At 65.3% G+C, this 18,992-nt stretch carries 19 protein-coding genes; 8 read left to right on the top strand and 11 right to left on the bottom strand.

The genetic code is table 11. From position 1 onward, the window contains the following. Positions 1-20: 20 nt before the first annotated feature. The 4 genes from flgC to LV476_RS00495 form a co-directional block, all read right to left on the bottom strand. On the bottom strand, positions 21-428 hold the full coding sequence (gene flgC, locus LV476_RS00510; RefSeq protein ID WP_284047376.1) for a flagellar basal body rod protein FlgC: 408 nt from the start codon (positions 426-428) through the stop codon (positions 21-23). A gap of 43 nt (positions 429-471) precedes the next feature. Next, positions 472-879 (bottom strand): flagellar basal body rod protein FlgB, encoded by a 408-nt coding sequence (gene flgB, locus LV476_RS00505; protein WP_250072232.1) that lies wholly within the window; start codon positions 877-879, stop codon positions 472-474. Between the two features lie 102 nt (positions 880-981). Then, positions 982-1,785 carry a CheR family methyltransferase gene (locus LV476_RS00500; protein WP_250072230.1) on the bottom strand — a complete coding sequence of 268 codons (804 nt, stop codon included), beginning with the start codon at positions 1,783-1,785 and terminating at the stop codon, positions 982-984. Positions 1,786-1,793: 8 nt separating this feature from the next. Next, on the bottom strand, positions 1,794-2,753 hold the full coding sequence (locus LV476_RS00495; RefSeq protein ID WP_349665988.1) for a chemotaxis protein: 960 nt from the start codon (positions 2,751-2,753) through the stop codon (positions 1,794-1,796). Between the two features lie 314 nt (positions 2,754-3,067). Here LV476_RS00495 and flgA point away from each other — a divergent pair, with 314 nt between their 5' ends. The 3 genes from flgA (at position 3,068) to flgN (ending at position 4,939) form a co-directional block, all read left to right on the top strand. Beyond that, positions 3,068-3,814, top strand: a complete 747-nt coding sequence (flgA, locus tag LV476_RS00490; RefSeq protein WP_250072228.1) for a flagellar basal body P-ring formation chaperone FlgA — start codon at positions 3,068-3,070, stop codon at positions 3,812-3,814. Between the two features lie 166 nt (positions 3,815-3,980). Continuing rightward, positions 3,981-4,298 (top strand): flagellar biosynthesis anti-sigma factor FlgM, encoded by a 318-nt coding sequence (flgM, locus tag LV476_RS00485; protein WP_250072226.1) that lies wholly within the window; start codon positions 3,981-3,983, stop codon positions 4,296-4,298. 161 nt (positions 4,299-4,459) lie between these two features. Further along, entirely contained in the window at positions 4,460-4,939 is a 480-nt protein-coding gene (gene flgN, locus LV476_RS00480) for a flagellar export chaperone FlgN (RefSeq protein ID WP_250072224.1), read from the top strand. 9 nt (positions 4,940-4,948) lie between these two features. On the opposite strand, the gene rsmD is transcribed toward flgN, so the two are convergent. Continuing rightward, positions 4,949-5,548 carry a 16S rRNA (guanine(966)-N(2))-methyltransferase RsmD gene (rsmD, locus tag LV476_RS00475; protein ID WP_250072221.1) on the bottom strand — a complete coding sequence of 200 codons (600 nt, stop codon included), beginning with the start codon at positions 5,546-5,548 and terminating at the stop codon, positions 4,949-4,951. Positions 5,549-5,670: 122 nt separating this feature from the next. On the opposite strand from rsmD, the gene ftsY reads away from it, so the two are divergent. The 5 genes from ftsY (at position 5,671) to LV476_RS00450 (ending at position 11,319) form a co-directional block, all read left to right on the top strand. Beyond that, positions 5,671-6,873: a signal recognition particle-docking protein FtsY gene (gene ftsY, locus LV476_RS00470; protein ID WP_250072220.1), complete on the top strand. Its 1,203-nt coding sequence runs from the start codon at positions 5,671-5,673 to the stop codon at positions 6,871-6,873. A 153-nt stretch (positions 6,874-7,026) separates the two neighbouring features. Next, on the top strand, positions 7,027-7,698 hold the full coding sequence (locus LV476_RS00465) for a cell division ATP-binding protein FtsE (RefSeq protein WP_250072219.1): 672 nt from the start codon (positions 7,027-7,029) through the stop codon (positions 7,696-7,698). Continuing rightward, positions 7,695-8,657 (top strand): cell division protein FtsX, encoded by a 963-nt coding sequence (locus tag LV476_RS00460; protein WP_250072218.1) that lies wholly within the window; start codon positions 7,695-7,697, stop codon positions 8,655-8,657. Before LV476_RS00465 ends, LV476_RS00460 begins: the two co-directional genes overlap by 4 nt. A 158-nt stretch (positions 8,658-8,815) precedes the next feature. Beyond that, positions 8,816-9,700, top strand: coding sequence for an RNA polymerase sigma factor RpoH (gene rpoH / locus LV476_RS00455; RefSeq protein ID WP_250072217.1), 885 nt, complete (start codon positions 8,816-8,818; stop codon positions 9,698-9,700). Positions 9,701-9,858: 158 nt separating this feature from the next. After that, on the top strand, positions 9,859-11,319 hold the full coding sequence (locus LV476_RS00450) for a GGDEF domain-containing protein (protein ID WP_250072216.1): 1,461 nt from the start codon (positions 9,859-9,861) through the stop codon (positions 11,317-11,319). 240 nt (positions 11,320-11,559) lie between these two features. Here the strand turns inward: LV476_RS00450 and ccoS are convergent, their stop codons facing one another. From ccoS to yegQ, 6 genes are all read right to left on the bottom strand, one after another. After that, a complete protein-coding gene (gene ccoS, locus LV476_RS00445; RefSeq protein WP_250072214.1) occupies positions 11,560-11,793 on the bottom strand; it encodes a cbb3-type cytochrome oxidase assembly protein CcoS in 234 nt (77 codons plus the stop codon). Between the two features lie 131 nt (positions 11,794-11,924). After that, positions 11,925-12,839 (bottom strand): protease HtpX, encoded by a 915-nt coding sequence (htpX, locus tag LV476_RS00440; protein ID WP_250072211.1) that lies wholly within the window; start codon positions 12,837-12,839, stop codon positions 11,925-11,927. Positions 12,840-13,009: 170 nt separating this feature from the next. Beyond that, a complete protein-coding gene (parC, locus tag LV476_RS00435) occupies positions 13,010-15,244 on the bottom strand; it encodes a DNA topoisomerase IV subunit A (RefSeq protein ID WP_250072209.1) in 2,235 nt (744 codons plus the stop codon). A 38-nt stretch (positions 15,245-15,282) separates the two neighbouring features. After that, positions 15,283-16,380, bottom strand: coding sequence for an LPS export ABC transporter permease LptG (lptG, locus tag LV476_RS00430; RefSeq protein ID WP_250072208.1), 1,098 nt, complete (start codon positions 16,378-16,380; stop codon positions 15,283-15,285). After that, positions 16,367-17,485 (bottom strand): LPS export ABC transporter permease LptF, encoded by a 1,119-nt coding sequence (gene lptF, locus LV476_RS00425; protein ID WP_250072202.1) that lies wholly within the window; start codon positions 17,483-17,485, stop codon positions 16,367-16,369. Before lptF ends, lptG begins: the two co-directional genes overlap by 14 nt. Next, the gene (gene yegQ, locus LV476_RS00420) at positions 17,463-18,902 is read right to left on the bottom strand and encodes a tRNA 5-hydroxyuridine modification protein YegQ (RefSeq protein WP_349665987.1); all 1,440 of its coding nucleotides are present in this window, start codon (positions 18,900-18,902) and stop codon (positions 17,463-17,465) included. Before yegQ ends, lptF begins: the two co-directional genes overlap by 23 nt. Between the last annotated feature and the right edge of the window lie 90 nt (positions 18,903-18,992).

The following is an 18,992-nucleotide window of genomic DNA, read 5'->3' as shown; positions in this document are numbered from 1 at the left end:
TCCCCTGCGGTGCTACGCGCTTATTGGCCCTGGCCAAGCTGAAGCGTGCGCATTGCCAGCTGCTTGGTGGTGTCCATTACCTGCACGTTGGTCTGGTAGGTCCGCGAGGCGGAGAGCATGTTGACCATCTCCTCGACGGGGTTGACGTTCGAGCCGTAGACATAGCCGTTCTCGTCGGCGAGCGGGTTGCCCGGGTCGTGCTTCTGCACCGGCTGCGCCTGGGACTCCGTTATGCCGGCCACCTTCACGCCGCGGCCGCCGTTGGCCTCGAGTACCGTCTGGAATACCGGCTGGCGCGCCCGGTACGCCTCTTCGGGTGACGAGGCGTCCACGTTGGCATTGGCCAGGTTGGAGGCGGTCGTGTTGAGGCGGGTCGACTGCGCCGCCATGGCAGACGACGAGATGCTGAAAACGTCATACAAGCTCATGATTCACCTGTCTTGACTCCAAAAGTGGGATTCGCCCGGCGGATCACTGTCCGCCCAGGGCCTTCTTGATGCCGGAAATCCGGCTGCTGAGAAACGAGAGCGTGGTCTGATAGCCGATCGCATCCTGCGTGTAGCCGACGCGTTCCTTGTCCAGATCGACCGTGTTGCCGTCCAGCGCTGGCTGGTCCGGCACCGAGAACCCCTCGCGGATCGACGAGGACGAGGTGCCGCCCAGCTGCCGCGGATCACTGGTCGCCAGCTGCCCGGCGGCCCCGGGAGCGGACTTGGACTGCAATGCAGCCTCCATCGCGCGGTCGAACGACATCACCCGGGCCTTGTACCCCGGGGTATCGGCATTGGCGATGTTCTCGGCACGCATCTTCAGGCTGCGCTCCTGGAGCTTCAGCGCATCGTCGTGAATGCCAAACAGGCGGTCGTTGATGATCGACATCGAAAAAAACCCTCGACACAGCGTCAGTGCCGAGGGCTTATGCGATAAGCGTGCCAGCTTTTCGGTAGGGCCGAGCCGAACGAGCTCGGAAAGGTGGCTCGGTCAGTCCTTGAGCCGGTAGGCGGTGCCACCGGTCGGCAGGCGCTCTGCCGTGAAGCGGTCGCTGAGTTGGGTAAGGGATTCCGACGCGCCCAGGAGCAGGTAACCGCCCGGCACAAGTGTGTCGGCAATGCGGTTGATGATCTTGGCCTTGGTCTCGCGCGAGAAGTAGATAAGCACGTTGCGGCAGAACACCAGATCGTAGCGCCGGACCTCCGGGCGCAGTTCGAGCAGATTGCCCTGACGGAACAGCACCCGGCGACTGACCTGCGGAGAGATCTTCCAGCCTTCGCCCGTCTTGACGAAATATTGACGCTTGCGCTCCGGCGAGAGCCCGCGCCCCAGCGACAGGTCATCGAACACGCCCTTGCGCGCCTTCTCGACCACCGCCTCGGAGATATCCGTGCCCACGATCTCGAGATTGAAGGGCACCCGCTGTTCCTCGGCGGTGATGCTGATCGAGAAGGCCTCCTGCCCGGTGGAACAGGCAGCCGACCAGATGCGATAGCTCGATTTCTTGGCCGAAACGGCCTCGGGGAAGAACTTCTTTTCCAGGGCCGCGAAGGGGTAGCCATCACGAAACCAGAGCGTCTCGTTGGTGGTCATCGCATCGACCACGTCGCGCGCCAGGGTGCGATCGCGACGGGAGAGAAGCGTCTCGATCAACCCTTCCACCGACGCATGCCCCTGCGCACGCGCCACTCGTGAGAGCCGCGTTTCCACCAGGTACTGCTTGTCCGGGCTCAGCAGTATTCCGCTGTGCTGCTCGAGAAAGGCGGTGAATCGGGCGAAGGTTTCGGCCTTCATGCCCGCGGTCAAGCCTCGTCCACAGCGTGATGCACCTCATGGTGCGTGAGCGCCTCGCCCACGACGCGGGCGAGATCGTCCGGATGGAATTTCGGGATGAAGCGATCAGCACCCACCTGCTTGACCATGTTTTCGTTGAACACACCCGAGAGCGAGGAGTGCAGGATCACGTAGAGGCTCTTGAGCTTCGGGTCCTGGCGGATCAGCGACGTCAGGGTATAGCCGTCCATCGTCGGCATCTCGATGTCCGAGACGACCATGGCCAACCGTTCGAGCTGCTCCGGCTGCTTCTCCTTCCAGCGACGCAGGGTGTCGATCGCTTCCTGCCCGTTCTTCGTGACCACCGGGTGCAGGTGCATCTGCTCCAGCGTGCTCTCGACCTGCTTGCGGGCCACGACCGAGTCATCGACGACCAGCACCAGGTCGCTGCCCTTGGCGATCTCGCCGAACTGACCGATCACCTCGTCCGACACGGTCTCGGCCACGCCGACGACACGAGCGAAGATCTGCTCGACGTCGATGATCTCCACCAGCTGCTTGTCGATGCGCGCTACGGCCGTCAGGAAATTGGAGTTGTTGGTGCCGCTCGGCGGGGTGAGCACCTCCTTCCACGACAGATTGACGATGCGGTCGACCGAGTGGACCAGAAAGCCCTGCACCGCGCGGTTGTACTCGGTAATGATGACGAACGCGTCCTGCACCTGCTCTTCGGTCATCCGCCCCTTGCCGATGGCCTCCGACAGATCGATGACGGTGATGGTGTGACCGCGAACGTCGGCAATACCCCGGATGGAGCTGTCCGAGTGAGGCACGTCGGTCAGTTTCGGGCAGCGGATGACTTCACGCACCTTGAAGACGTTGATCCCGAAGCGCTGATCCGTGCCCAATCCGAACACCAAAAGCTCGAGTCGGTTGCGGCCGGCGAGCTGGGTGCGGGAATCGACTGATGACATCACGTTGCTTTTCACGACTTGTCCTGCCTTGGTGGCATTGGTGGGCTGGCTGATTCTTGTATTTTCCAGACGTCGTATCGGCCCCGGGGAGACAATCTTTAGCCCACCGGGAGAGAGGCTGGGACCCCGCCCATTCCTGCCTGTTTTCGGTAGGCGGACCGACTGTCAGGGCATGGTAGCGCAGACACACACCGCTTGCGTGCCGGTCGCCGCATGCGGGCGCGGTGGCATGGTAAATGCAAGATCCAGCGGCGTAATCCAACCCGTTCATGCTGCCGCTTTCCCATGACCCATTTCTCATGACCCAGTTACCCTCTCCCAACGATGCAATGCCAAGGCGCGAACCGGATCGGCGTGCGGCGAGTCTCCTCGCGCTTGTGCTGGTGACGGCCGCCGCGCTGCTGGCTGCCGCCCAGGCCACGGCGGCAGCCCCCGCGGCGCCTGCCAGCGTCCAGGCGCAGGTTGCCTCCGCCATGGACCGATATCTGGATCGACAGGGCGGTGACCGGGGCAACCTCACCCTGCGCGCTGACCGGCTCGACCCCCGCCTGCGGCTGAGCGTCTGCGACCAGGCACTGGAAATCAACGAAGGCCGGCCGCTCAACCTCAACCGCGGGCGGCAGACCGTCAAGGTAAGCTGCCACGGCAGCTCGCCGTGGCGCATCTACGTTCCGATCGAACTCACCCGCCGCCAGCAGGCCGTGGTCGCCGCCCGCCCGCTCGCCCGGGGCGACGTGATCACCGCAGCCGACCTGAGCCTGGCAACGGTCGACGCCAACCGGGCGCGACAGCGTTACTACACCGATCCACGGGAACTCATCGGCATGATGGCCACCCAACCGTTGCAGTCCGGCCATCTGGTCACCGCTCGCGACCTCGATATCAACGCCGTGGTCGATCGGGGCGACCTGGTCTCCATCCAGGCCGGCACGCGCGGCTTCGTGGTGGGTTCGACCGGGGAGGTCCAGAACCGAGCCGGCGTGGGTCAGCGCGTGCGGGTGAAGAACACCCGCTCGGGCAAGGTGATCGAGGCCGTGGTCATCGACAGCCGGACCGTGGATGCGATCGGCGGTTGAGCCATACAACCCTCGCTTTGAAAAAGTATTTCAGTCGGCGCTAAAGTTTTCCCGGGAACCGCCGATGGTTTAAGTGCGAAGGGACATTTACGTTAACCTAGACTCCTGCACTGTCGCCTCGGTGGCGGCGCGGACATGTCGTCCGAGACAGGAAGGATCAAGCACCATGGCAAACGAAATCAACGGCTTTGGCCCGCGCAATCTGGGCCAGAACTCGTCGGTAGACTCCTCCCGCGGCCGCAGCGAGGCCAAGGGCGAGTCGCAACGTCCTTCTGGCGATGTGCCGGCGAGCATCAAGGAGGATGACGCCGTGACACTTTCCAGCGGGGCATCGCAGCTTCGTGAACTCGGCCAGTCGCTGGCGGAGACCGCGCCTTTCGATCAGGGCAAGGTCGACCGGATCAAGGATCTGATCAGCCAGGGCGAATATCAGGTCGACTCCGCGAAGATCGCCGAGCGGCTGCGCCAGTTCGAGAATCTGTAACGGCGATCTGCCCTGCTCGACGAGCGGGAACAATCCCGCCCACCCCGGCCGGCACCCCGCCGGCCCGGGGCTTCGTGCGTCCCGGGGAATGACGTATGCTCCTCGGAACCCGGCACGCCGGGACTCACCTTGAGACCACACCCGCCGAGCGCGACGCCACGATGAGCGAATCCACTCCCAACGATCCGGCCCCGTCATGGCTGACTAGCATGCAGACGCACGCCGAGGCGCTGCTCGACCAGCACGAGCGCCTCGCCGACCTGCTGCGCCGCAGCGACACCCCGCCCCTGGACGAATTCGACGCAGTCTTCGAGACAATCCGTCAGCACAACGACGGCATGGCGGAGGCCGAACAGGCTCGTCTGGAATGGACCGCGGCAATCGGCACGGACGACATGGAAAACGCCCTGGCCGAGCAGCCCGAGCACACCCGAAACCGTTGGGCCGATCTCAAGGAAATGGCCCGCCGTTTCCGTCAGCTGTCTCAGGCCAACCTCATGGCACTGCGGCGCATCGACCAGTTTCTCGGCGAGCGGATCGATTTCCTGCTGCAGCGCGACGAATCGGGCGGCTCGCTGTATACCGCCAAGGGAAGCGAAAGCCAGACCGGTGGACGCGGGCGCACGCTGGGCGACGCCTGACTTACTACCTCACTCCCGGGCCAACAGCACCGACCGGCTTTCCCCGGCACGCGTTTCCCGACTGACGACAAAACCCGCCGGCAGCCGCAGCGCATCCAGATCCGCGCCCTCGACGAATACCCGCGCTCCTTCGGCAAGCCAAGGGGCGGCGGCCACCCGCTCAAGCGAGTTCTGCAGCAATGCCGGCTGCCGGAACGGCGGATCGAGAAACACCAGATCAATCGACCCATCGTCCAGCTTGGGTTGGTCAAGCCATTTCAGCGCATCGCGGGTCCAGACGACGTACCGCGAGTGATCCGCACCCAACTGCTCGAGGTTCTCCGCGATCGCACGAGCGACGCGTGGCGATTGCTCGACGAACCCGACCCATGCCGCGCCGCGCGACAGGGCCTCGAATCCGAGCACCCCGCTGCCGGCAAACAGATCCAGCGCGCGCCAGCCGGTCACGGTCTGCCCCAGCCAGTTGAACAGGGTTTCCCGCACGCGGTCAGGCGTCGGACGCAGGTCGCGGGCCGCCGGGAAGCGCAGCCGACGCGACCGCCACTCCCCACCGATGATCCGGACCTGCTCTCCGCGTGACGGGCGGCGCCCCTTGGCGGTACTGGGCATCGACGAAATCCTCCCTAGAACGAGTCGCTGTCGGCCAGAGGGTGCATGATAAACTTCGTCGGCGCCGCGCGGGGCAGCTACCCCGGAACACCCCGTCGCCAACCCAGGTACCATCACGCTCCATGTTCGGATTTCTCAGACGCAAGAAACGCAAGACAGACGTCGCCGAGGCGCCGGAAGAATCGTCAGCGCCCCTGAGCGGCGACGAAACCAGCCCCGCCGAGGCCGACGCATCGCCCGAGCCGCCCGGCGACGACCCTAGTCCCGCCGAACCGACAGCGAGCGCGACTCCCGCGACACCGAGCACCCCGGAGCCGGACGACCGCCAGAAGCAGCGTCAGGAATCCGACACCGCACCGACCACCGCCTCCACCCCTGCCCCAAAACCGGCGGGCGAGGATTCGGGCTCCCTGTTCAGCCGTCTGGCCAAAACGCGCTCTGGGCTGACCGAGGGACTCGGCGATCTCTTCCTCGGCAAGAAGAAGATCGACGAGGACATGCTCGAGGAACTCGAGACCCGTCTGATCATGGCCGACGTGGGCCAGCAGACCACGATGGCACTGATCGACGAGCTCACCGACGAGATCGATCGCAAGCACGTCGACGATCCCGAGCGGCTGTTCGAAACGCTCTACCGCCTGATGGTCGAACGCCTGGAGGCCGTCCAGCCGGCCGCCCCGCCCGCACGTCGCCAACCAGGCCGCCCCCACGTGATGGTGGTCTGCGGCATCAACGGTGGCGGCAAGACCACAAGCATCGGCAAGCTCGCCCACCGCTTCAAGGGCGAGGGTCGGGAGGTGACGCTGGCTGCCGCCGACACCTTCCGCGCGGCGGCCGTCGAACAGCTGATCGCCTGGGGCGAACGCAACGACGTGCGCGTGATCGGCGAGCCGGGGCGGGGCGATCCGGCCTCGGTGGCCTTCGATGCCGTCAGCTCGGCCAAGGCACGCGGCAGCGACATGCTGATCGTCGATACGGCCGGTCGCCTGCACACCCAGTCGGGCTTGATGGATGAACTCGGCAAGCTGATCCGTGTCATCAGCAAGGCCGAGCCCGAGGCGCCCGACGAGGTATTGCTGGTCATCGATGCCAGCATCGGCCAGAACGCGCTGATCCAGGCCCGACAGTTCAACGACGCCGTCAAGCTGACCGGCCTGATCGTCACCAAGCTCGATGGCACCGCCAAAGGCGGCATCGTGTTTGCCATCGCCGAGGAACTGGGCCTGCCGATCCATTACATCGGCGTGGGCGAGAAACCCGAGGATCTGCGTCCGTTCGAGCCGCGCGCCTTCGTCGACGCGCTTCTCGACCATCGCCCCGACTGAGATCCCGATACCTCGAATACCGTCACAAGCAAGTCGAGTGCAAGGAGCCCGCGCATTGAGCGACAAGACACGTCAGGAAGCTAATCGAGACGCGAGCCCGCGCGTGACTCAACCGCCGGTCGGCGCGGCCCGTCTTTCGAGGTACCCGTCCCGATGATCGAGTTTGCCAACGTCTCCCGTCGCTACGCCAACGGCCAGTTCGGCCTGCAGGACATCAGCTTTCGTCTGCCCGCCGGGCGGATGGCGTTCCTCACCGGTCACTCCGGTGCGGGCAAGTCCACGCTGCTACGACTGATCCCCGCCCTGGACCGCCCCACCTCCGGCAAAGTGCTTATTGGCGGCTACGACCTGGGCAAGATGGGGCGGCACCAGTATCCCAAACTGCGCCGGCAGATCGGCGTGGTGTTCCAGGACCACCACCTGCTGCCGGACCGCTGCGTGTTCGACAACGTCGCGCTTCCCTTGCTGGTATCGGGCTACCTGCCGAGTGACGTCCGTCGTCGTGTCGACGCCGCCCTCGACAAGGTCGGTCTGCTGGGACGCCAGCGCGCCCAGATCGACGAACTTTCCGGCGGGGAGAAGCAGCGGGTCAACATCGCCCGCGCGCTGGTCAACCGGCCGCGCATCCTGCTCGCCGACGAACCCACCGGCAACCTCGACCCGGACCTGTCGCGCGACATCTTCGACCGCTTCTTCGAGTTCCACGCCGTCGGTGTCACCGTCCTGATCGCCAGTCACGACGTCGAACTGCTCAAGCAATACCCGGTACCGCGGATCGCCCTCAACGAGGGGCGGATCAATGCCTTCGAGGAGGCCGACTCATGAGCCCCCGCTCTCAGGCCGAAACCCCGACGACACGCGAGAAAAGCCGCCATCCGCTGGCGGCGTGGCGACGTCACCACCGCCAGTGCCTGCGGGGCGCGTTCAAGCGACTGGTCCGGCGCCCGCTCGGCGCCTGGGCAACCATCGTGGTCCTCGGCGTCATGCTCAGCCTGCCGGCGTTGGTGATGACGCTCGGCCACCAAGTCGAACGGGTCGGCTCCATCTGGATGACCGACGCGGCGCGCATGGACCTGTATCTCGTGCCCGGCATCGAGGAGAGCGAACGGCAGGCCCTGCGCGACTGGCTGGATCGCCAGACCGCAGTCGCCGAGCAGCGAGCCATCCCGCCCGAGGCCGGCCTGGAGGAGTTGACCGAGCGCCTGCGCATTGAGGGGCTGGAATCCCTTGATGCCAACCCCCTGCCATGGGTGATCGAGCTGACGCTGGTCGATGCACGTCTCGACACGCGCCTGACACTGGCCGAGGCGCTGCGGGAGCAACCCGCCATAGCCGAGTTCGCCACCGGTGGCGACTGGGTCGAACGCCTCGAGCAGATCCGCCTGTTCTTCGACGAGCTGGGGTGGTGGCTGCTGCTCCTGCTCGGCCTGACCGTGGTGTTCGTCGCCGGCAACACACTGCGCCTCGAACTGCACGAGCGCCGGCGCGAGATCGCGCTGATCGCACTGATCGGCGGGACCGAGCGCTACATGCTGCGCCCACTGCTCTACGACGGCACGATGACCGGCCTGCTCGGCGGTGCGGTCGCCTCGGTGCTGGTCGCCACGGCCGTGGCCGTCACCGCCGGACCGATCGAACGGTTCGCCTCGTCCTATGGCGCGGCCATCTCGCCACAGATCGATCCGGCCGTGATCGGCCTGCTGCTCGCCGCTGGCGCCTTTCTAGGCTGGCTGTCAGCACAGGCAATCGGCCGCTTCTACATCGGCCGCCTCAGCACCCCGTGAATTTTGCCGCGCCCTGCAGTAGTCTCGGGTTTTCCCGGCGGTAACGGGGAACTCTTTCCCCCGTTTAGCACTCTCACTTCGCGAGTGCTAAAATGCGAGGTGATGAAATATTGGGATACTTGCAGCGAGGCGAGTCGATGCATAAAGCAGGCAACCAGATGACCAATTCCGATGCCCGGGCACTGACCGGGGCCACCGGCATGACCATGCCGGTAATGGGTGATTCGTTGTCGCAGTACCTCAGCGAGGTGCGCCGTCTCCCCATGCTCTCCGTCGAGGAGGAGCAGACCCTGGCGCGCCGGCTCAAGGAGTCCGGCGACATCGAGGCGGCACAGAAGCTGGTGCTCGGGCACCTGCGCTTCGTGGTGCACGTGGCCCGCGGGTATCGCGGCTACGGCTTGCCGCTGGCCGACCTCATCCAGGAGGGCAACATCGGCCTGATGAAGGCGGTCAAGCGCTTCGATCCGGAGCAGAAGGTGCGCCTGGTGACCTTTGCCGTCCACTGGATCCGCGCCGAGATCCACGAGTACATCCTCAAGAACTGGCGCATCGTCAAGGTCGCGACGACCAAGGCGCAGCGCAAGCTGTTCTTCAAGATGCGCCAGATGAAGAACTCGATCGGCTGGCTGAGCAAGTCGGAAGCCGAATCGGTGGCCGAGGAACTCGACGTGCCGGAACGCGAGGTCATGACCATGGAGGCGCGCCTCTACGGTCGCGACATGGCGCTGGATTCGCCCGCCTACGACGGCAACGACGAGAGCGAGGGCCCGTCCTACGAGCAGATCCTGGTCGATCAGGATCAGCTTTCGGTCGAGGACATTGCCGCCCAACGCGACGAGAACGATCGCGTCGAGGCGATGACCGAGGCCCTGTCGACGCTCGACGACCGCAGCCGCGACATCCTCACCCGCCGCTGGCTGGACGAGCCAAAGGCCACGCTGCAGACGCTGGCGGACGAGTACGGCGTGTCCGCGGAGCGGATTCGCCAGATCGAGACCGCAGCCCTGAAGAAGCTGCGCACCTCCCTGCCCCAGCCGGCCTGATCAATCTGATCGGGCGGGCTCAAGCCCGGCGCCATACGTCCTCAAGCCACCGCCCGCGCGGTGGCTTTTTTCATGCGTGACCTAGCACAAGCATCCGCTGTTAGACAGGCCAGCCCCACCCCCCTATCCTGACCGTTACACACAGGACGTGGTGACGCATGTATTCCAGCCAGCAGCTTTCCCGACCGGCGCGGAAAGCCGTCTCTCGCATCTACCTGGTCGCCGGAGGCAGCCTGATCCTGCTGTCCCTCGCCTTCTATCTCGCGGGGTTCCGCCCTCTCGCCAGCACGCTCCATGACGAGCATGCACAGCGCATCGACATGTCCCTGAACACGACCCTTCAGCTGGTCCAGGAAGAAATCGAGAAACATCAGAACCTGGCCGAGCAGATCGCCAGCCGCAGCGCGATCCGGGAACAACTCCGCCAATACGAGAACGGGACCATCACAAGCGACGCCCTGCGCCGCTTCAGCCGCCCCAAGCTGACGGATGCCATCCGCGCACACGAGGACATTCTCGGAATCACCCGGTTGGATGGTGACGGCGCGCGGCTGGTCGATGCCGGCCTGCCCGCACCCGATGCGGTCGCTCAGTACTGTCAGGCGCAGGGGGCGGATGACATCCACCTGCTCTCCCCGAGACTCATTGGCGGAGTGCACCGGCTGGTCTACTGCTCGCCGCTACTATCTCCAAGCGGCACGCATTTGGGAACCGATGTGTTGATAATCAGCGAATCCGGCATCCGCGAGCTCATCGAGAGCCCTGCACGAAGCGCAGTCGTCCATTTCGCCCTCTACGACCATGGAAGGATGGTCTACCCACGCGAGCAGCGGGACCGTCCCGCCTTTGACGTCCTGCGAGCTCATCGGGTGGGAATGTCGGCGGAACGAAGCGATTTTCTGATCCGTGACCGCGCCTTCGACAACTGTGACTGGCGGCTATATGCCGTGATCGACGAAAAGCGCTTCTTCAGCGACATCAACTGGCATATGGGCACCCTGCTGGGCGGCCTGGCCGCTACCGCGCTGTTGCTCTTCGCATTGACCGTGCGGGTACTTCAACCCGTCATCGACGCGCTGCTGCGCGAGGAAGAGCTGATCGAGCGGTCCCACCGTGACGGGCTGACCGGGCTGTACAACCATATCCACCTGAAGGAATCGTTGCAGCGAGAGCTGGCGAGAGTCCGGCGCCGCAATGACACACAACTCTCACTTCTGATGCTCGATCTCGATCACTTCAAGGCCGTTAACGATAACCATGGTCACCTGGCCGGAGATGATGTGCTTCGGGCCTTGGCGGACACCCTGAACGACAACGCCCGGCAGCAGGACATCGTCGGTCGCTACGGCGGCGAGGAGTTCATCGTGATCCTGCCGGAAACCGACCGTGCCGGGGCAGAACGCATGGCCGAGCGAATCCGACAGGCGGTCGAATCCGCCACCACGACCACCGAGAGCGGGGAAATCCGCATTACCGTCAGTGTCGGAGCAAGTACCTGCGGCCCGGGAGGGCCTCTCCCGAGTGTCGAGCACTTTATCGCTCAGGCCGATCGGGCCCTGTATGCCAGCAAGTGCGGAGGCCGCAACCGGACCACGCATGCGGCAGCCATGACCGAATAAGAGGGGCCGAAAACAAAAAGGCCACCGCAATGCGGTGGCCTTTTCACTGGCTAACGACGCGAAGTCGATCAGCCGAAAAAGATCACGCTCAGGAAGCTCAGCCAGGAAAAGACGATCAGGCCGACGGTGAACGTGAACGCGAAATTATCGAAGTTGAACATTTCTTTCATGTGAGGCTCCTCCCGTAACTTGGAGCTATCGTAAACCAGCCTTCACGCAATGTCACTAGTCCGGACGGGGTTATTGCCGACCGCTATCCTCGTCGCTTCGCCGTGCCTCCCGCGCCGGTTCCTCATCACTCTCGGAGGCCTCGCCCTGAGTCGGAATCTTCGGGTCATCGTCATCCATCAGGATGCGGTGCGCCGGCCCTTCGAGGTCCTCGAACTGGTTGTTGCGGATCGCCCAGAACGCGGCCCAGACCAGCCCGGCAACCACCAGCATGCTCAACGGGACGAACAGGTACAGGACTTCCATCGCATTCCTCCAATGGGCTTCCATCGCCGAGAAAAAGGCCCGCTCATCGGCGGGCCCTCTCGAACGAACCGACTCACCGAGTCGGCATTGTCACGCGCGGCGCGCGGCGTTTCAAACGCCCGGTAGCGGCCTCAGGCCGTGCGGGCGTGACCGGCCGCCGCACGCAGGGCGGCAATGCGCTCATCGAGCGGCGGGTGCGACATGAACAGGCGACCGAAGTTGCCAGTGCGGCCGAAGATACCGAAGGCGGTCATCTGCGCCGGCATGTCCGACGGCCGATCGTAATTCACCTTCAGGCGCTCGAGCGCGGCGATCATCTTCTCGCGGCCGGCAAAGCGTGCACCGGCGTCATCGGCACGGAACTCACGCTGACGGGAGAACCACATCACGATCATGCTCGCCAGGATGCCGAAGATGATCTCGGCGACGATCGTGGTGATGAAAAAGCCGATGCCCGGCCCCTCCTCGTTCTTGAAGACCATCCGGTCGACAAAGAAGCCCACGATGCGGGCGAAGAAGATCACGAAGGTGTTCACCACGCCCTGAATCAGCGTCAGGGTGATCATGTCGCCATTGGCGATGTGACCCACCTCGTGACCCAGCACGGCCTCTGCCTCGTCTTGCGTCATGCTCGACAACAGCCCGGTGGAAACGGCCACCAGCGCCTTGTTGCGGCTGGCACCAGTGGCGAAGGCGTTGATCTCCGGCGAGTCGTAGATCGCCACCTCGGGCATGCCGATACCGGCTTCGCGCGCCTGCCGCTGGACGGTCTCGACCAGCCAGCGCTCGGACTCGTTGCGCGGGGTCTCGATCACCTGCGCGCCGACGCTCCGCTTGGCCATCCACTTGGACATCAGCAGCGAGATCAGCGAGCCGCCGAAACCGAATACCGCGGCCAGCACCAGCGTGGACGTCAGATTGATCGTCCCAGCCTGGTAATCCATCGTTCGACCGAGACCGAAGACGCTGGAAATCACGAACCAGGCGATCATCAGGACGACGATCACGGCCAGGTTGGTCAACAGGAACAAGCCGATGCGTTTCATCTCTACCTCGAAATGGGGTTGGTAACGTCAGGCGGGCCGGAAACGCCCGACCCGCAACGTGGGAAGATTACCCCAATCTGGGGCGCCACGGCGCATTTTCAAGGTGTAGCGCTAACCAATATCCGCGCCGCTTGCGTCCGGAGGGGAACGCGCTTTATTCCGCCAACGGCTCAGGCACCGGTGGGTGCAGCCGCCAGATCGTCGACACGGGTCAGGCCGCGCGGCAAACGGCGGCCCCGCGCGGCGCGCTTGCCGTGATAGAGGGCTACATCAGCCGGCTTGATGGTCATGGTGCGCGCGCCCGCCGTGATCCGCAGGCCGTCGGCCTCGCCGAGCGCCGCCACGGCGACCAGCTCGACTCCGCTCTTCAGGGCGACGAGCTTGTTGCCCTTGCCCTTGGCGAGCTCGGGCAGCTCGTCGGCGTCCATGACCAGCACATGCCCGTCGCTGGTAGCCACGGCGAGATAGGCGAACTCCTTGCCCGGCAGCACTGGCCGCCCCGGAGCAACCCCCTTGGGCAGGGTGAAAACCTTCTTGCCGGCCCGTTGACGGCCGACGAGGTCCTCCATGGAGGTAACGAAGCCGAAGCCAGCCGGAGACCAAAGCGCGACCTTCTGCGCCGGCTCGCCCATCGCCAGGGCGACGAAGCGCGCACCCGACGGCGGGGTGACCCGGCCGGTGACGGGCTCGCCCTGCCCGCGTGCCGACGGCAGCGTGTGCGTGGCGAGCGTGTACGCCCGCCCGGTGTCGTCGAAGACAACCACCGACTGGGTCGAGCGCCCTGCGACATGGGCCTGATAGCCGTCGCCCGCCTTGTAGGAAAGCGACTCGGGGTCGACGTCGTGTCCCTTGGCCGCGCGGATCCAGCCGTTCTGACTCAAGACCACGGTGACCGGCTCGGCGGTCATCAGACGGGTCTCGTCGAGCGGCTGGGCCGACTCGCGCGTGACCAACCGCGAACGGCGGGCATCGCCGTACTCCTCGGCATCCGCAACCAGTTCGTCGCGCATCTGTCCGCGCAGCGCGGTCTCGTCGGCGAGCAACGTGCGGATGCCCTTGGCCTCGTCGGAGAGTTCGGCCTGCTCCTTCTTGACCGCGATCTCCTCGATCTTCGCCAACTGCCGCAGGCGGATCTCGAGGATGGAGTCGGCCTGGAGCTCGGTCAGCTCGAAGCGGGCGATCAGCTCGGCCTTGGGATCCTCGGCCTCGCGGATGATCGCGATGACCTCGTCGATATTGAGAAACGCGATCAGCAGGCCGGCCAGCACCTCCAGCCGGCGCTCGATCTTGGCCAGGCGCCATTCAAGGCGCCGGCGGAGGGTCGCCTGGCGGAAGGCGATCCACTCGGCCAACAGATCCTTGAGATTGAGCACCTGCGGCCGGCCGTCGGCCGTGATCACGTTCATGTTGATCCGGTAGCTCTTCTCCAGATCCGTGGTCGCGAACAGGTGCGCCATCAGCGCATCGATATCCACCTGGCGGCTACGCGGCACGATCACCAGCCGCGTGGGCGACTCGTGGTCCGACTCGTCGCGCAGGTCGGTAACCAGCGGCAGCTTCTTGGCGTGCATCTGCCCGGCAATCTGCTCGAGCACCTTGGAGCCGGAGACCTGGAACGGCAGCGCGGTCACCACGATCTGCCCGGACTCGACCTCGTAGCGGGCCCGCTGACGCACGTTGCCGGTGCCGGTCTCGTACATCTTGCGGATGTCTTCCGGCGGCGTGATGATCTCGCCCTCGGTCGGGAAATCCGGTCCCTTGACGTGCTTGCACAGCGCGGCGACGTCGGCCTCGGGGTTCTCGATCAGTGCCACACAGGCGTTGACCACCTCCTTGAGGTTGTGCGGCGGGATGTCGGTCGACAGACCCACGGCGATGCCGGTCGAGCCGTTGAGGAGCACGTTGGGCAGGCGCGCGGGGAGCAGCGCCGGTTCCTTGAGCGAACCGTCGAAGTTGTCGACCCAGTCGACGGTGCCCTGGTCGGCCTCGGCCAGCAGCGTCTGGGCGTAGCGGGTCAGGCGGGATTCGGTGTAGCGCATCGCCGCGAAGGACTTCGGATCGTCGGGCGAGCCGAAATTGCCCTGTCCATCGATCAGCGGGTAGCGATAGGAGAACGGCTGGGCCATCAGCACCATGGCCTCGTAGCAGGCCGAATCCCCGTGCGGGTGGTACTTGCCGAGCACGTCGCCCACCGTCCGCGCGGACTTCTTGTGCTTGGCAAGCGCCGAGAGCCCCAGCTCGCTCATGGCGTAGACGATGCGCCGCTGCACCGGCTTGAGGCCGTCGGCAACGTGCGGCAGTGCCCGATCGAGGATGACGTACATCGCGTAGTTTAGGTACGCCTTTTCCGTGAAGGCACCGATCGACTGGCGTTCGTATTCGTTGTGGCTTGGGTCTTCGAACATGCGGTTCCCTTGAGTTCGCTAGGAGCTTCCCGTAAGCGTCAGGCCGCCTGGCGGCGCGTCCGCGGGGTGGCCCGATAGAGGGCCGCCACCCCGGCCGCCGAGAACAGGGCCGGTGGCAAGATGGTACTCAGGATCGGCGAAATACCGTAGGCCGGTGCCAGCGCCGCGACGATCTGCGTGAGCGTCATGTACGCCACGCCCAGCAGGATGGCGATGAACAGCCAGCGGCCGGCCGACCCACCCCGCTGGGCGACGAAGACGAACGGCAATGTCACCAGCAGCATCGCCAGTACCGAAATGGGCTGGACCACACGCGACCACATCGCCGTGGCGTAGACCGAGGTATCCAGCTGGTTACGCTCGAGGTAGGCCACGTACTCGGACAACTGGGCGACGTTCATGTACCGCGGGTTGAGCGCGGCGATCTCGATCACCTGCCGATCGAACAGCACCATTTCGCGAGCCGGATGCCGCTCGACGCTGACCGAGCCCTCGGGCTCGGCAATCGGTAACCGGGTGTCCACCACCTGCTCCAGCCGCCAACGGTTCTCGCCCAGGCTCTCCGCACGCGCCGCCCGGATTACCCGCTCCGGCCGACCGTCGGCCGACAGTTCGAAGACGCGCACGCCGATCAGGTAGCCATCCACCAGTGCCCGCTCGACATTGACGATCCGGTCGCCCTCGCGCAGCCAGAAACCGCTGGCGAGATCCGTGCTCACCTGGCTGTCGGTTACCGCCGCGCGCATCATGTTGGCCTTTGCCTGCCCCCAGGAGCCAACGGTCTCGCCCATCACCGTGCCCAGGGCGGCAAGAATCACCCCGGCGATCAGTACCGGGCGGGCAAGGCGCAACAGCGACATGCCGGTCGCCCGCATTACGGTCAGCTCCGAATGGGCCGCCAGCGCACCGAGGCTCAGCAGACCACCCACCAGCACCGTGACCGGGAACAACTCGTAGAGGTAACCCGGCGTGGTCAGCACGACGAACCACGCCGCCTGCAGCGTGTTGTAGTCCGCGTCGATCTTGCTCGCCTCGTCGATCATGCCGAACACGAGGATCAAGACGGCGAAAGCGGCCGAGGCACCCAGCCCGCCGGTCACCACACTACGGATCAGATAACGATCAAGCGTATTCACGGCGTCCCTTCCAGAGTCGACGGAACCGTCCCCAGCCACCACGAGCGGACCAGAACAGGGCGGCCCACAGCAACACGAAGCCACCGTGCGCGACGAGAAGCGCCCCGCCCAGGCCATACTGACCGGCCTCGATGCCGTCGGCGGCCAGCGGCACGGCGTTGAAATAGAGCGCGTAGATCAGGAAGGCCCAGAACAGCCGACCGTAGCGGCCACTGCGGGGCGGTGCCTGTGCCAGTGGGATGGCGATCAACATCAGCACCAGCGCCACCACCCCCTGTGAAATGCGCTCGAACAGCGCGGCGCGGTCGTTCGGCGACCCGGAGGCCCAGAGCGCGGCCGACGAACGTACGCTAGTCTGTGCCTCGCTCTGTTCGGACTGACCGGGCAGACGCATCAGGTGGCGCTCGTAGTCGAGACGGTTCCACTCGGCCGTGCCGATCTGCCCGCTGATCCGCCGGCCGTCCTCCAGGGCGACGTAGCGACTGCCGTCCTCCTCGACCATCACGCCGCTGGGCGCGCTTTCCACGGCCACCGAGCCGTCCTCGGCACGGTCGTAGACGAAAATGTGCCGATAGCGGCCGTTCTCCGCCGCACCGACGTAGGCCACCAGACGGCCGTCATTGGCCTCGATGAACCGGCCGACCGGCACCTGCTGGCCGATGTAGTCGGCCTGGGCGACTTCCATCATCCGGTCGCGCGCCTGCTCGGCCATCGGCCAGCCCTGAAGGGAAATCCACGCGGTGATCGCCGCGAGGATCACGCCGATCGGCAGCAGAGCCGCCGTGATCCGCCACAGACCGAAGCCGCTGGCGCGCATGATGGTCTGCTCGCTGTCGCGGTTCAGCCGCCCGAGCGCGAACATCAGCCCGATGAACAGTGCCACCGGGATGACGTACATCAGCATCTTGACCAGGTTGAAGCCCAGCAGCTTGGGCACCAGCGCGGCCGGCAGCGTGCCGTCGGCCGCCAGCGACAGCGCGCGGGCCAGCAGGTTGGTGGCCATGATCAGCATCAGGACGGTGGCGACCGCCCCGATCGAGATCAGCGCCTCACGGCGCAAGTAACCGCCGAGCCGCACGCCGTCAGTCGGCCAGGTTGCGGGCAATCAGCCCGTAGCGCAGGCGATCGCCGAAGGCCTCGGCGCCTTCCGGCAGGCGCAGGCGCACGCGCCAGCCCCCGCCGGGCGCCTCGTCCAGCGGCTCGCCTTCCAGCGTCTGCATCTCGGCGAGTTGGTCGACCCGGTTGCCATCGGGCAGCAGGAAGGTGACCTGGTCACCGACCTTGAGCTTGTTCTTGACCTCGACCCGGGCCCAGGGGCCCTCGACCTCGCTGATCTCGCCGACGAACTGCTGCTGGCGACTCTTGGACACACCCTCGATGTAGTTCTGGTATTCCTGGGTGTGATGGCGCTTGTAGAAGCCGTCGGTGTAGCCGCGGTTGGCGAGGTTGTCGAGATCCGCGATCAGCGACTCGTCGAACGGCCGACCGGCGACGGCATCGTCGATCGCCTGACGGTAGACCTGCGCGGTGCGCGCGACGTAGTAGTGCGACTTGGTGCGCCCCTCGATCTTGAGACAGTCGACGCCGATGTCGACCAGGGCCTGGACGTGCTCGACGGCCCGCAGGTCGCGCGAGTTGAGTATGTACGTACCGTGCTCGTCCTCTTCGATCGGCATCTGCTCGCCCGGGCGACTCTTCTCCTCGAGCAGATACACCTGGTCGGCGAGCGGGTGACGCTCCTGCTCGCCCATGGCGCCGTCGCGCATCGGGTTGGCCGCATTGAGGGCATCCAGCGAGATGGGCTTTTCCTGGGGCTTCTCATCGGACGGCTCGGGACGGACGACGCCGGAGATGTCCTCGGAGGCGTTCTGCGGGGTGTATTCCCAGCGGCAGGCATTGGTGCAGGTGCCCTGGTTCGGGTCGCGGTGGTTGAAGTAACCCGACAGCAGGCAGCGCCCCGAGTAGGCGATGCACAGCGCCCCGTGGACGAACACCTCGAGCTCCATGTTCGGGCACTTCTCTCGGATCTCGCGGATCTCGTCGAGCGACAGCTCGCGCGAGAGGATCACGCGACTCACGCCCACCGACTCCCAGAACTTCACCGTCGCCCAGTTGACCGTGTTGGCCTGCACCGACAGGTGGATGGGCATTTCCGGGAAGGCCTCGCGCACCATCATGATCAGACCGGGGTCGGCCATGATGAAGGCATCCGGCTTCATCGCGACGATCGGCTCCATGTCGCGGATGAAGGTCTTCAGCTTGCTGTTGTGCGGCGAGAGATTGACGGTGACGAAGAACTGCTTGCCAGCCGCGTGCGCCTCCTCGATGCCGATGCGCAGATTGTCCTCGAGGAAATCGTTGTTGCGCGCCCGCAGCGAGTAGCGCGGCAGCCCGGCATAGACGGCGTCCGCGCCGTAGGCGAAGGCATAACGCATCGACTTGAGCGTCCCCGCCGGGGAAAGCAGCTCGGGCGCCTTGCGGGTGGTGCCGTTTGAGGAAGCCTGGGTCATGCCCTGGGTCATAAAAGGGGGCTCCGGATCAATCTGGTGCGTGTGTGGCGCGCGATTCTAACAGGTTGACCGAAAAGGCCCCGCGTCATTCACGCCGTGTCG

Source organism: Guyparkeria hydrothermalis (assembly GCF_023555385.1).
Taxonomy (GTDB): domain Bacteria; phylum Pseudomonadota; class Gammaproteobacteria; order Halothiobacillales; family Halothiobacillaceae; genus Guyparkeria; species Guyparkeria hydrothermalis_A.
This window is presented reverse-complemented; position numbering and strand designations above follow the sequence as displayed.